The 13126-nt window shown below is 57.8% G+C and carries 8 protein-coding genes; 5 read left to right on the top strand and 3 right to left on the bottom strand.

The genetic code is table 11. The annotated features are described in order from the left end of the window. Positions 1 to 15: 15 nt before the first annotated feature. The 3 genes from AGA_RS06610 to AGA_RS06600 form a co-directional block, all read right to left on the bottom strand. The gene (locus tag AGA_RS06610; protein ID WP_059023563.1) at positions 16 to 1119 is read right to left on the bottom strand and encodes a site-specific DNA-methyltransferase; all 1104 of its coding nucleotides are present in this window, start codon (positions 1117 to 1119) and stop codon (positions 16 to 18) included. After that, a complete protein-coding gene (locus tag AGA_RS06605) occupies positions 1116 to 1745 on the bottom strand; it encodes a ribonuclease HII (protein ID WP_059023562.1) in 630 nt (209 codons plus the stop codon). Before AGA_RS06605 ends, AGA_RS06610 begins: the two co-directional genes overlap by 4 nt. A 124-nt stretch (positions 1746 to 1869) precedes the next feature. Then, positions 1870 to 2175, bottom strand: coding sequence for a CsbD family protein (locus AGA_RS06600; protein ID WP_059023561.1), 306 nt, complete (start codon positions 2173 to 2175; stop codon positions 1870 to 1872). Between the two features lie 112 nt (positions 2176 to 2287). On the opposite strand from AGA_RS06600, the gene AGA_RS06595 reads away from it, so the two are divergent. The 5 genes from AGA_RS06595 (at position 2288) to AGA_RS06575 (ending at position 13102) form a co-directional block, all read left to right on the top strand. Next, positions 2288 to 3682, top strand: coding sequence for an MFS transporter (locus AGA_RS06595; protein ID WP_059023560.1), 1395 nt, complete (start codon positions 2288 to 2290; stop codon positions 3680 to 3682). 179 nt (positions 3683 to 3861) lie between these two features. Beyond that, positions 3862 to 5070 carry an efflux RND transporter periplasmic adaptor subunit gene (locus AGA_RS06590; protein ID WP_059023559.1) on the top strand — a complete coding sequence of 403 codons (1209 nt, stop codon included), beginning with the start codon at positions 3862 to 3864 and terminating at the stop codon, positions 5068 to 5070. Then, positions 5067 to 8246 (top strand): efflux RND transporter permease subunit, encoded by a 3180-nt coding sequence (locus tag AGA_RS06585; RefSeq protein ID WP_059023558.1) that lies wholly within the window; start codon positions 5067 to 5069, stop codon positions 8244 to 8246. Before AGA_RS06590 ends, AGA_RS06585 begins: the two co-directional genes overlap by 4 nt. Further along, positions 8243 to 11548, top strand: a complete 3306-nt coding sequence (locus AGA_RS06580) for an efflux RND transporter permease subunit (RefSeq protein ID WP_059023557.1) — start codon at positions 8243 to 8245, stop codon at positions 11546 to 11548. Before AGA_RS06585 ends, AGA_RS06580 begins: the two co-directional genes overlap by 4 nt. Further along, on the top strand, positions 11549 to 13102 hold the full coding sequence (locus AGA_RS06575; protein WP_059023556.1) for an efflux transporter outer membrane subunit: 1554 nt from the start codon (positions 11549 to 11551) through the stop codon (positions 13100 to 13102). Positions 13103 to 13126 lie beyond the last annotated feature (24 nt).

The following is a 13126-nucleotide window of genomic DNA, read 5'->3' as shown; positions in this document are numbered from 1 at the left end:
TGTGTACCCCCAGCCCTACCGGGCCGCAGCGGCTTCCAGACTTTCCTGACGCAGCACATCAAGCGGCAGCAAGACGCCCTCACGCTCAAAATGCCAGAATGTCCAGCCATTGCAGGACGGTGCGTTGGTCAGCATGGCGCCCATTTTATGGATTGAGCCACGCTTGGCACCACTCACCAGCGTGCCATCGGCGGCAACGGTAGCCTGAATACGCTGCTTTTTATCGCTCAGGACCGTACCGGCTACCAGCGCCCCCTGCTCCACCAGACTACCAAACGGCACCCGTGGAGCCTCGCGCTTGTCCTGCGTGGTCTGTATGGCGTCATCATCAAGCGGCACTTCGCGGGCAACGCGTGCCATGGCAGCTTCCACATAATCCGGGTGCCGCTCAATGCCCACAAAGTGGCGGCGCAGACGACGGGCCATAGCCGCCGTTGTGCCAGAACCCGAGAACGGGTCGAGCACCACATCATTCACCGTTGTGGAGGCCAGCAGCACACGGTGCAGCAGGCTTTCGGGCTTCTGGGTGGGGTGCAGCTTCAGCCCGTGCTCGTTACGCAGGCGCTCGTTGCCCGTGCACAGCGGCAGGTACCAGTCCGAGCGCATCTGCACGTCATCATTCAGTGCCTTCATGGCCTGATAGTTGAAGCGATAACGACTATCCTGACTGCGAGCAGCCCAGATGAGCGTTTCGTGCGCATTAGTAAAACGACGGCCACGGAAGTTGGGCATGGGGTTGGATTTGCGCCACACCACGTCGTTCAAAATCCAGAACCCGAGGTCCTGCAAAATGGCCCCGAGGCGGAAGATGTTATGGTAGGAACCGATAACCCAGATCGTGCCATCTTTATGCAGCAGACGGCGGGCCTCGCTCAACCATTCCCGCGTGAACCGGTCATATTCCTGCAGGTCGGAAAACTTGTCCCAGTCATCATCCACGCCATCTACAACGCTGTCGTCCGGGCGGCGCAGTTCGCCACGCAGTTGCAGGTTGTACGGCGGGTCAGCAAAAATACAGTCCACCGAGCCTGTTGGCAGGGAGCGCATGGTCTCCACACATTCTCCACGCAGGATCTGATCAAGCGGAAGGTCCATGGAAACTGCTTTTGCGCCGCTCATGCCGGGGTCTCCGTTACTAAATGTTCCATCTGCCGGCGTACGGTGCCGAATGTTTTTCTGTGATGCGGGGTCACGCCTACATGCATGAGGGCCTGACGGTGAACCGCCGTGCCATACCCTGCATTTTTCTCCCATCCGTAGTCGGGCCAGCGCACATCCAGCCGCGCCATGATGCGGTCACGCACCACCTTGGCCACAATGGAGGCTGCGGCAATGGACAGGCTAACCCCGTCCCCGCCTACAATGGCCTCAGCACTACACCCAAAATCCGGAATTTTATTACCATCGACCAACACATGGTCTGGCCTGACCGGCAGACGCGCAACAGCACGCTGCATGGCAAGGTGGGACGCATGATAGATGTTGATACGGTCGATTTCCGCCGTGGAGGCGGCACCCACGCCAATGGCCACACCGGGCACATGGGGCAGACGCTCGGCAATGGCCTCGCGCAATGCGGGTTTTAATTTTTTGGAATCATCAATAACGGCGGCAAGGTCATCTGGCACGCCACGGGCAAACACCACGGCGGCAGCCACAACCGGACCGGCAAGCGGGCCACGACCCACTTCATCCACTCCGGCGACCAGACCGCCATGCTGTTGTTCCCGCCTAAAGTCCGGCATTGCATCCCTTCCCGTCCGCTTGAAACGACTCGGTTAAAATTACCGAGTCGCAGCAATCGCGACTCCGTAGGGAAGGAAAAGCATTTTTTTACCCGGGAGCGCAAGAGTCCCGGTCAAATGATTTTTAGGAACCGCTGCGACGGGGGAAGAAGAGCCAGCCGAGCAGAACGCCCACAACGGACACAATACCCAATGAAAGCAATGGCTTATCACGCACAAAGGTCACTGCTTTTTCAAGCGCGCTTTCACCTTCTTCATACAGGTCTGCAAAATCTTCTTGCACGTGCCCAGCGAACTGATCGAACTTTCCATCAGCCTGAAGGCCGATATCACCCGTCAGACCACCTGCGGCATCCTTAACATGCCCCTGAACGTCCCGGGCCTTGGCTTCAATCTTGTTTTCGATATTGTCGATTTTATCTTTAGCCATGACGACTTTCTCCTTTTCTGAACCGTTTTGTAGCGGTCCGCGCATGAAAGCGACCGGAGATCTGCACGATCGCCTGTTGCATCAGACCGCAAAAACGCGTCTCTGACTAGGCATGCCTTCTCCGACGTCCACACAACTGACTGCACTCATTGTTGGTTCCATGTTTTTTATGGAACAGCTTGATGGCACCATTCTGGCAACTGCCCTGCCCTCCATTGCCCACAGCCTGCATGTGGATACGGTCGCCACCTCCGTTGCCCTGACGTCCTACATCATAGGTCTGGCCATCTTCATTCCCGCATCCGGGGCGTTGGCGGACCGTCTGGGCAGCCGAACGATCCTGATGCTGGCCATCTGCATTTTTGTTGGCAGCTCAATTTTTTGCGGCACAGCCCATTCTTTGCTGTTTTTGGCTGTTATGCGCACAATACAGGGTATTGGCGGGGCATTGATGGTGCCTGTGGGGCGGCTGGCTGTTATTCGCAGCACGCCAGCGGACCAGCTTGTCCGCACCATGACGTGGATGATGCTGCCCGCCACCCTTGGCCCGCTGCTGGGCCCCGTTGTGGGGGGATACATCACGACATGGCTGTCATGGCGGTGGAATTTTTACCTCAATATTCCTGTAGGCATTATCGGGCTAATTCTGACGTACCGCTTTATTCCCGAAGTACGCGAGGCAACGCCCCCTCCCTTTGACGTCAAAGGTCTCCTGCTGGCAGGCGGTGGGCTGGCTATTCTCTCCGTCTTTGCGGAGTTGTTCAGCCACGGTACCGGCTCTACGTCTCTGGTTGCAGGCCTGCTGGGCACGGGGTTGATGCTGCTTGGCATATATACCTACCACGCTGGCCGTACCTCTTTTCCACTCCTGGACCTGCGGTTGATGCGGTTCCAGACGTTTCGTATTTCCGTCTTTGGTGGCGCGGCATCTCGTATTGCAGTTGGCTCTCTCCCCTTTTTGCTCCCCTCCTTCCTCCAGATCGGGGCGGGGCTGACTGCGGCTCAGAGCGGGCTGGTTACGTTTGTGGCGCCACTTGGGGCCATTGCCATGCGCCCCTTTGTGCCAGCCCTGCTCAAACGCTGGGGCTTCCGCACCATTCTTATTGCCAACGGCTCCTCTGCCGCTCTGGTTTTTGGGCTGATTGCCGCATTCCGTCCCTCTTACCCGCTGTGGCTGCTCTCCCTTGTGCTTACGCTGGCAGGGGCTGCGCAGTCTCTCCAGTTTTCCGCCTATAACACGGTTGCCTATGCGGATATTCCAGCAGACAGGATGAGCGCCGCCACCAGCCTGTATTCCACCATGCAGCAGATCATGCTTTCGGCCGGAATCTGCATTGCGGCCGGAACGCTTACGCTGCTGAGCAAGCTACACCACAACACACCAGCCAACATGACCGACTTTGCACTGGGCTTTGTGGTTACGGGCGCCATTTCCCTTCTGGCCGTGCCAGTGTGCGCCACACTTTCGCCTTCTGCGGGGGCAAACATGAGCGGGAACCGCCGTTAACGGCACGTTTTTAACGCACAGATTACATAAAGAAATGTTATTTTATGCACAGTTTCAATGACGAGGCTTGCACTTGCGTAAAGAGTTCCGCACACTTCTCCACCACAGGCAGGGTGCCCCTATGCACAGCGTTCCCCTGATTTTTTTGACGCAACTTAGGTTAACGAACAGCGCACCTCATGGACGATAACTCTCCGGTTTCCGCCACTCCCTCCAAACCACGGTCTTCCAAAAAACGCCTGCTTATGGTGGGGGGTATAGTGGTGGCATCCTGCATTCTGGGCTTTGCGCTTCTGCGCCCCCATGCAAGCCACAAATCACGCCACAGCACCGCTGATTCCAGCGAGAGCCAGCCCGTGGCGGTACAAACCGTTCATGCTGGCAACATGCCCGTGGAACTGACGGAGCTGGGCACGGTTGTGCCCATTACCAACGTAACGGTGCAAACGCGTGTAGAGGGCTACCTGACGCAGGTGCTCTTTACGGAAGGCCAGCATGTGCACAAAGGTGACCTGCTGGCGCTGATTGACCCACGCCCTTATCAGGTTCTGCTGGAACAGTATGAGGGCCAACTGGCCCAGGACAAAGCCCAGCTTGAACAGGCTAGAGTGGACAGTGCCCGCTACCAGCGCCTGATAAAGCAGGACAGTATTGACGCCAAAACCGCCCGCGACCAGCAGTTTACGGTCAAACAGCTTGAAGGCACGGTCAAAGCCGATCAGGCACTGGTGGATAACCAGAAGCTACAACTGATCTACTGTCACATTATTGCACCTGTGGATGGCCGTATTGGTATCCGCGCGGTGGATCAGGGGAACTATGTTGCAGCAGGGCAGTCCGGCGGTCTGGCCATACTGACCCAGATGCAGCCGATCTCTGTTATTTTCACGCTTCCGCAGGACCAGTTACCAGAGGTGTTCGAGCAGTTGCAGGCGCGCAAGTCCCTGCCAGTTTCAGCTTGGAACAGCGCCAACACGCAAAAAATTGCGGATGGCACCGTCAGCACATTGGACAGTCAGATTGATACCGCCACAGGCACAGTGCGCCTGCGTGCCATTTTTACCAATGAAGACGAGCACCTGTTCCCCAACCAGTTTGTTAACGCGCGCCTATTGGTTAAAACGCTGGACCATGTGCTGCTCCTGCCCACAACCGCCGTGCAGACCGGCCCCTCCGGTCTGTTTGTCTATGTAGTAAAAGACGATAACACGGTAAGCGTGCAGCCGGTTACAACCGGCATTTCCAACGGCACACTCAGCGTTGTGACATCCGGCCTCAAAGAGGGTGACCGTGTGGTTACAGACGGCACGGACCATTTGCGCGCAGGCATTAAAGTAACCATCCCCGCCACGGCCCCCACTCCAACACCGGACCATGCCACGCCGTGAACCCATCTGCCATTTTCATCCGCAGGCCTGTCGCAACCACATTGCTGATGCTGGCCATTTTTATGGCCGGGTTACTGGGCTACCATTTTCTGCCCATTTCCGCCCTGCCTCAGGTTGATTACCCCACCATTACGGTGGAGACCTTTTACCCCGGCGCCGGGCCGGATGTTATGGCAACCTCGGTGACCGCACCGCTGGAAACACAGCTCGGCCAGATGCCGGGGCTGGACCAGATGACATCGCGCTCATCCGGCGGGGCGTCGGTCATTACCCTGCGTTTTGACCTTTCCATGTCCATGGACGTGGCGGAGCAGGAGGTGCAGGCCGCCATCAATCAGGCCAACTCGCTCCTACCGACCGATCTGCCTGCCCCTCCGGTTTATGCCAAGGTCAACCCTGCGGACACACCCGTGCTGACGCTGGGCATCACATCCTCCACCATTCCGCTGCCGGAAGTGGAAGATTACGTGGATACCCGACTGGCGCAAAAGATCAGCCAGATTTCTGGCGTGGGGCTGGTCACGCTTTCAGGCGGGAACCGCAAGGCCTACCGGGTCCGGGTGAACATTCCCAAACTCACGTCCTATGGCATTGACCTGGATACGCTGCGCACCACCATTGGCAACGTCAACGTCAATTCCCCCACCGGGACATTTGACGGTGCACAACGCTCGGCCACATTGCGGGTTGATGGCCAGATAACCAGCCCCGAGATGCTGCTTAATCAGGTTATTGCTTACCAAAGCAGCGGGCCGGTACGCATACGGGACGTCGCCACCGTTGTTATTGGCCCGGAAAACACGCAGCTTGCTGCGTGGTCCAACCAGACCCCGGCGCTGATCATGAACGTGCAGCGCCAGCCGGGTGCGAATGTGATTGCCGTGGTGGACAATGTTAAGGCCACCCTGCCCACCCTGCGCCAGACGCTGCCACCGGGCATTGATATTGTCCCCCTGACAGACCGCACAACGACCATCCGCTCCTCTGTATCTGATGTGCAGTTTGAGCTTTTTCTGGCTCTTGTTCTGGTTGTGGCGGTTATTTTTGTCTTTTTGCGCAACGTTCCCGCCACCATCATTCCCAGCCTTTCCGTGCCACTCTCCATTATTGGCACGCTGGCTATCATGTATCTGCTTGGTTTTTCGCTCGACAATCTGTCCCTCATGGCTCTGACCATCGCCACCGGCTTTGTGGTGGACGATGCCATTGTGATGATCGAAAACATCTCGCGCTATGTGGAAGCGGGCGAAGACCGCATGAGTGCGGCGCTAAAAGGTGCGGGAGAAATTGGCTTTACCATTATCTCCCTAACCATCTCGCTCATTGCCGTGCTGATTCCGCTCCTGTTCATGAGCGATGTGGTGGGGCGACTGTTCCACGAATTTGCGCTTACACTGGCCACCACCATCATCATTTCCGCAGTGGTATCGCTTACGCTGGTGCCCATGATGTGCGCCCGTATTCTGTCCGAGCGCCCGCATGATGCCCAGACGGCGGCAACGCCTTTCCTGCGCTGGTCCGCCCGAATGGAAACCGCAACCGAAAAGCTGATTGCGGCCTACGACCGGATGCTGGATGTGGTGTTGGAATGGCGCAAGCTGACCCTAGCCGTTGCTGTTGGCACACTGGTTCTGACAGGCCTTTTGGGCTGGTACATTCCCAAAGGGTTTTTCCCCGTACAGGATACGGGGGTCATTCAGGGCATTTCTGTTGCGGCCCAATCCATCTCATTCGAGAGCATGAAGACGCACCAGCAGGAACTGGCCGCTGTTATCCTGAAGGACCCGGATGTGGCCTCTCTGTCCTCCTTTGTAGGGGTGGACGGGCAGAACGCAACGCTCAACCAAGGGCGCTTCCTGATCAACCTGAAACCGCATGATGACCGTTCCTCCTCCGCCACCGAGATTGCGGCCCGGCTGGAGCAGGAAACGGCACAGGTTGCGGGGATCAAACTCTACCTGCAACCCGTTCAGGACCTCTCGCTGGATACAACCGTCTCTGCAACGCAGTACCAGTTCCTGCTGGAAAACCCGGACTACAACGCCTTTACGGTCTGGGTGCCCAAGTTGATAGAACGGTTGCAGCAGGAGCCCTCCCTTACAGATGTAACATCCGACCTACAGGCTGCCGGGCTGGTGGCCCGCGTAACCTTGGACCGCGCGACGGGGGCTCGATACTCGATCACCCCTCAAACGGTGGATAACGTGCTGTATGACAGCTTTGGCCAGCGGCAGATTTCCACAATCTATACGCAGTCCAACCAGTACCGCGTCATTCTGGAGGCCGACCCACGTTTTCAGGCTGACCTGTCCTCCCTTAACCAGCTGTATCTGCCGGGTATAAGCGGCAATTCGGGCGAGAGCACTTCCGGCCCCACACGCTCCCCCACCTCCGGGCTGGTGCCGCTGCCTGCCGTCACACAGGTTACGCAGGAGACAGCCCCCCTGCTGCTAACTCACTTCGGGCAGTTTCCGGCCACAACCATCTCCTTCAACCTCGCGCCCGGTTATGCACTGGGGGATGCCACGGCCGCCATCCGGCGGGCTGAGGCGGATATTCACCTCCCCTCCGCTTTCCAAACCTCTTTTCAGGGTACGGCTGCGGCGTTTGAAGGCTCACTCAGCAACGAGCTGTTTCTGGTGGCTGCGGCCATTATTGCCGTCTATATTGTGCTGGGTATTCTGTATGAGAGCTTCATCCACCCGGTCACCATTCTTTCCACCCTGCCTTCGGCCGCCATTGGCGCACTGCTGACCCTGATGATTGCGGGGGTGAACCTCGATATCATGGGCATTATCGGCATTGTGCTGCTGATTGGCATCGTCAAGAAAAACGCCATCATGATGATCGACTTCGCACTGGAGGCGGAGCGTGAGCATGGCATGGACAGCCTGCGTTCCATCCGCACGGCGGCCACCCTGCGTTTTCGCCCCATTCTCATGACCACACTGGCTGCCATGCTGGGGGCTGTCCCCATGGTGCTTTCGCACGGCACAGGGTCGGAGCTGCGCTACCCGCTGGGGCTGGCTATTATTGGCGGGCTTGCCCTCTCCCAGTTGCTAACGCTGTTTACCACGCCAGTCATCTATCTTACGCTGGACACGTGGGCCCATAAATGGAGCAACCTCCGCCATGCGCGCACACCCTCCCCTCCTGACGGGCAGGCCGTGCTGTGAACATAAGCCGGATTTTTATTGACCGGCCTGTTGCCACTATTCTGCTGACCATAGCCCTGTTTCTTGGGGGCCTGCTGGGCTACCGCGGCCTACCTGTGGCGGACCTGCCCAATGTAGACTTCCCGGTTATTCAGATACAGGCGCGGCAGGCTGGTGGGTCACCGGAGGAAATTGCCAGCGCGGTTGCTGCTCCACTAGAGCGGCATCTGGGGCAGATTGCGGATGTTACGGAAATGACATCCCAATCTACCGAGAACAGCACACGCATTACGCTCCAGTTCGCCCTCTCGCGCGATATTAATGGTGCAGCGCGGGATGTGGAGGCCGCCTTGCAGGCAGCCCATGCGGATATGCCCTCCTCCCTGCGGCAGAACCCCAGCTACCGCAAAGCCAATCCCAACGGCGCGCCCATTCTGATTCTGACGCTGACATCAGACACCCACACCCGCCCCCAGTTGTATGACTACGCAACCAACGTACTGGTGCAGCATCTTTCCGCCATACAGGGGGTAGGACAGGTCGAAATCAGCGGGAGTGCGCTGCCCGCCATCCGCGCGGAAATCAACCCTCTCCCACTCTTTAAATACGGTATTGGGTTTGAAGACGTGCGTGCAGCTCTGGCCTCTGCCAATGCCCACACACCCAAAGGGATTATTGACCAGAACGGCGCACGCTACACGCTGGATACGAATGACCAGGTCCGTACCGCGCAGGATTATCGGGACCTGATTATTGCATGGCGCAACAACCGCCCTGTCCGGCTGGCTGATGTCGCCAGCGTGCAGGACAGCGTGGAAGACCTACGCAACGCCGGGTATTATAACAACCAGCCCTCCGTTATTGCCGTTGTCTTTCCACAGGCGGGGGCCAACGTGATTCACACGGTGGACCAGATCAATGCGGAAATGCCCATGCTCAAATCCGCCCTACCGGGGGGCGTGGAACTGCATGTTGGGCTGGACCGCTCGCTGACCATCCGTGCAGCCCTTGTGGATACACAGCTAACCCTGCTGATCTCGGTCATACTGGTTGTGCTGGTTGTGCTGCTGTTCCTTCATTCTGTCCGGATGACGCTTATTCCCGCCGTGGTGGTACCCACCTCCATTGTGGCCACGTTTGGCGTTATGCGTCTGCTGGGCTTTTCGCTCGACAACATGTCTCTCATGGCGCTTACGGTTTCTACCGGTTTTGTCGTGGATGACGCCATTGTGGTGATGGAAAACATTGCCCGTTACATTGAGGAGGGACTTCACCCGCGTGACGCGGCCATAAAAGGCAGTGGCGAGGTGGCTTTTACGGTTATCTCCATCTCCATTTCCCTGATTGCCGTCTTCCTGCCTATCCTGCTTATGGGCGGGCTGGCGGGGCGGCTGTTCCATGAATTTGCCATGACAGTCTCCATTACCATCCTGATTTCGATGGTGCTGTCCCTCACGCTCACCCCCATGATGGCTGCCTACCTTCTGGTCCCCCACACGGCGGGAACGGCCCCGGCAGGCTCTGGCAGCCTCCTGCGCCACGCCATTGCGGCCATGACCCTTTTTCTGGACCGGATGCAGGCAGGCTATGCCCGGTCGCTGGACATTGCACTGCGCTACCACAAAACCGTGCTACTCAGCCTGCCCTTTACGCTGGTGCTCACGGGGGCACTGTTTGCCCTCATGCCCAAAGGTTTTTTCCCGGTGGAAGATACCGGTATGCTCATGGGGCATTTACAGGGGGATCAGTCGATCTCCTTCGGGGCCTTGGCCAAAAAACTGACAGACGTGCAAAACGTGCTCATGCACGACAAGGACGTGGAAAGTGTCTCCTCCTTTATTGGTGGGCGTGGCTCCTCCAACGAGGCGGGGCTGTTCTTGCAACTCAAGGACAAAAGTGCGCGCAAAGACACACCAACCGACCTGATAGCCCGCGTAAACCGCAAGCTGCGCAATCTGGTTGGCGCCAACTTTTTCCTCATGCAACCCGGCGCTATCCGTGCCGGTGCGCGGCAGAGCAATGCCTCCTACCAATATACGCTGGAGGGCGAAAACTCTTCCGAACTTTATAGCTGGACATCCCGCCTGCTAGCGGAGTTGCGCCGCCACCCGGAGCTGACCTCCCTCTCCTCCGACGTACAACTCGGCGGGTCCGCCATCAGCACCGAGATTGACCGCGATACTTCTGCCCGTGTGAGCATTACGCCCCAGCTTCTTTCCAACACGCTGTACGATGCGTTTGGTCAGCGGTCTGCCTCCGTTATTTACAACCGGCTCAACCAGTACCGCGTGATTATGGAAGCCGACCCCAAAAACTGGTCAAACCCGGAAAGCCTGATGCAAGTATGGGTCAGTGTTGCCGGGGGGACCGCCGGAGGGGGCACCGCATCCAACACCATACGGGTCCGAAATGCCTCCAGCACCTCATCCACAGGCGATACGGAATCCACGCAAAGCACCCTGTCCTTCAAAAACCAAGTCGCCAACGCATTGGCGGGAGGATCTGGGGCCTCCAACGGGTCGGCCGTTAGTACCTCATCCGAATCAATGGTTCCCCTTACGCTGGTCACGCGTCTGGTTCCCAGCCGTACCCCGCTTTCCGTCAACCATCAGGGGCTGGCTGTTGCAGCAACGCTCTCGTTCAATCTGGCCAAGGGGGTCTCACTCGGTACGGCAACGCAGATCATCAACACGGCGCAAGTTGCCCTGCACATGCCCACCACCATCCATGGTAGTTTTGCTGGTAACGCCGCCCAATTCCAGAAAGCTGTCAGCGATGAACCGCTGCTTATTCTGGCGGCCCTTGTGGCGGTGTATATTACCCTGGGCGTGCTGTACGAAAGTTATGTACACCCCCTGACCATTCTCTCCACCCTTCCATCCGCTGGCGTGGGCGCACTGCTGGCCCTGCAACTGGCGGGGGAAGAATTTTCCCTTATCGCCATGATCGGTGTGATCCTGCTGATTGGCATTGTGAAAAAAAATGCCATCATGCTGGTGGATTTTGCCATCATGGCCGAACGGGAACATGGCATGTCCCCTTATGATGCCATTCGCACCGCCTGCCTGCTCCGCTTCCGCCCTATTATGATGACATCGGTTGCAGCCGCACTTGGCGCCGCACCGCTTATGGTCACCAACGGATACGGTGCAGAGCTGCGGCACCCGCTGGGCATTGCCATTGTGGGCGGGCTAATCGTCAGTCAGGCTCTTACACTTTATACAACACCCGTCATTTATCTGACATTTGATACATGGCGGTTGCGCACACACGCTTTTCTCCGCTCTTTTTCGTTTTCCCGCAGCTCCAGGCAGGATAGCTGAATGCCTTCTTCCCGTTCCTTCCGTTCCCTTCGCCTATCCTTACTGCTGGCTCCCGTCATTCTGACGGGCTGCATGGTGGGCCCTAACTACAAACGTCCCACCCCCATTATTTCGCCCGTGTTCAAGGAACTTCGCCCTGCTCCGGGGTGGGACTACGCAAGCCCGCATTTGGCGGCGCTCCCTAAAGGCTCATGGTGGACCATCTATAACGACCCGTTGTTGAACGAGTTGGAAGCACAGGTGGACATCAACAACCAGAACGTCGTCCAGTACGAGGCGCGCTACCGCAACGCCCGCGCCACCATTAATGCGGTCAGGGCGCAGCTTTATCCGACCCTCAGCGGGTCTTTGGCCTTCAACCGCCAGAGTTCGGGGCGAGGCTCCCGCTCCAGCGGCACCATTATCAATTACGGGTCTGACGGCAGCAGCAGTTCGTCCTACACCCCGTCCAACACGACCGAAAACACCTATTCCATGGGACCAACCGCATCGTGGGATCTGGACTTGTGGGGCAAAATCAGACGGCAAATTCAGGCGCAGGTCACCGAGGCGCAGGCTACAGCGGCAGACCTTGCCAATGCGCGCCTATCCTATCAGGCGCAATTGGCTACAGCCTATTTCAACCTGCGGTATCAGGACAGTCTGTACGACCTGCTGACAAAAAACGTCGCATTTTATGAGCGGTCATACCAGATTACCAAAAATCAGTACGATGCAGGCACAGCAGACCCCACAACCTTGCTCCAAGCCCAGACACAACTTGAGCAGACCCGGGCTCAGGCCACCGCAACCGGCATAGCCCGCGCCCAATACGAACATGCCATTGCCGTGCTGATGGGCAAAGCCCCTGCGGAGCTTTCTATCCCCCATGGGGCGCTCCCTCGCGCTATTCCTGCCATCCCGGTCATGGTTCCTGCGAGCCTGCTCCAGCGTCGCCCGGACATTGCAGCGGCCGAACGCCGGATGGAGGAATATAACGCCCAGATTGGCGCGGCTATGGCGGCCTTCTACCCAGACGTCAAGCTGACCGCGACCTACTCCTATAGTGGTGACCCTGTTGGCTCCCTTGTGCAGGTGGCCAACCGCATATGGACCCTTGGTGCCTCAGCGACAGAAACTCTGTTTGAAGGTGGCGCCCGTACGGCTGCGGTCCGGGAAGCCGATACCAATTACGATGCCTACGTGGCCACTTATCGCCAGACCGTGTTAACCGCGCTACAGGGGGTAGAAGATCAACTCTCTAACCTGCGCATTCTGGCCGAACAGGCCGACCAGCAGCATGTTGCGCTGGAAGCCGCCAACAAGGCCGTTACGGTTGCATTCAACCAGTACATGGCTGGCACACAAATCTATACGACCGTCATCACTGCAGAAGTCACGGCCCTTTCCAACGCGGAAACCGCACTGCAAATCCAGCAAAGCCGTATTCTGGACTCTGTCAGTCTGGTGGAAGCACTGGGCGGCGGCTGGGATGCTTCCGAACTGCCCAGCAAAGACTCCATGCAGACGGATAACCCCTTCCTGCCTTCTTTTATCCAGAAGGATAAAAACTGAACCGGGCGGAAAGAGGCATCTCTC

The sequence above is a fragment of the Acetobacter ghanensis genome (assembly GCF_001499675.1).
Taxonomy (GTDB): Bacteria; Pseudomonadota; Alphaproteobacteria; order Acetobacterales; family Acetobacteraceae; genus Acetobacter; species Acetobacter ghanensis.
Note: the sequence above shows the minus strand (reverse complement) of the source record. Positions and strands in the feature narration are given on the sequence as shown.

What these genes read in the sequence shown, in the direction of transcription:
- AGA_RS06610 (WP_059023563.1), bottom strand. Translation starts at nt 1,119, where the DNA reads ATGAGCGGCGCAAAAGCAGTTTCCATGGACCTTCCGCTTGATCAGATC.
- AGA_RS06605 (WP_059023562.1), bottom strand. Translation starts at nt 1,745, where the DNA reads ATGCCGGACTTTAGGCGGGAACAACAGCATGGCGGTCTGGTCGCCGGA.
- AGA_RS06600 (WP_059023561.1), bottom strand. Translation starts at nt 2,175, where the DNA reads ATGGCTAAAGATAAAATCGACAATATCGAAAACAAGATTGAAGCCAAG.
- AGA_RS06595 (WP_059023560.1), top strand. Translation starts at nt 2,288, where the DNA reads ATGCCTTCTCCGACGTCCACACAACTGACTGCACTCATTGTTGGTTCC.
- AGA_RS06590 (WP_059023559.1), top strand. Translation starts at nt 3,862, where the DNA reads ATGGACGATAACTCTCCGGTTTCCGCCACTCCCTCCAAACCACGGTCT.
- AGA_RS06575 (WP_059023556.1), top strand. Translation starts at nt 11,549, where the DNA reads ATGCCTTCTTCCCGTTCCTTCCGTTCCCTTCGCCTATCCTTACTGCTG.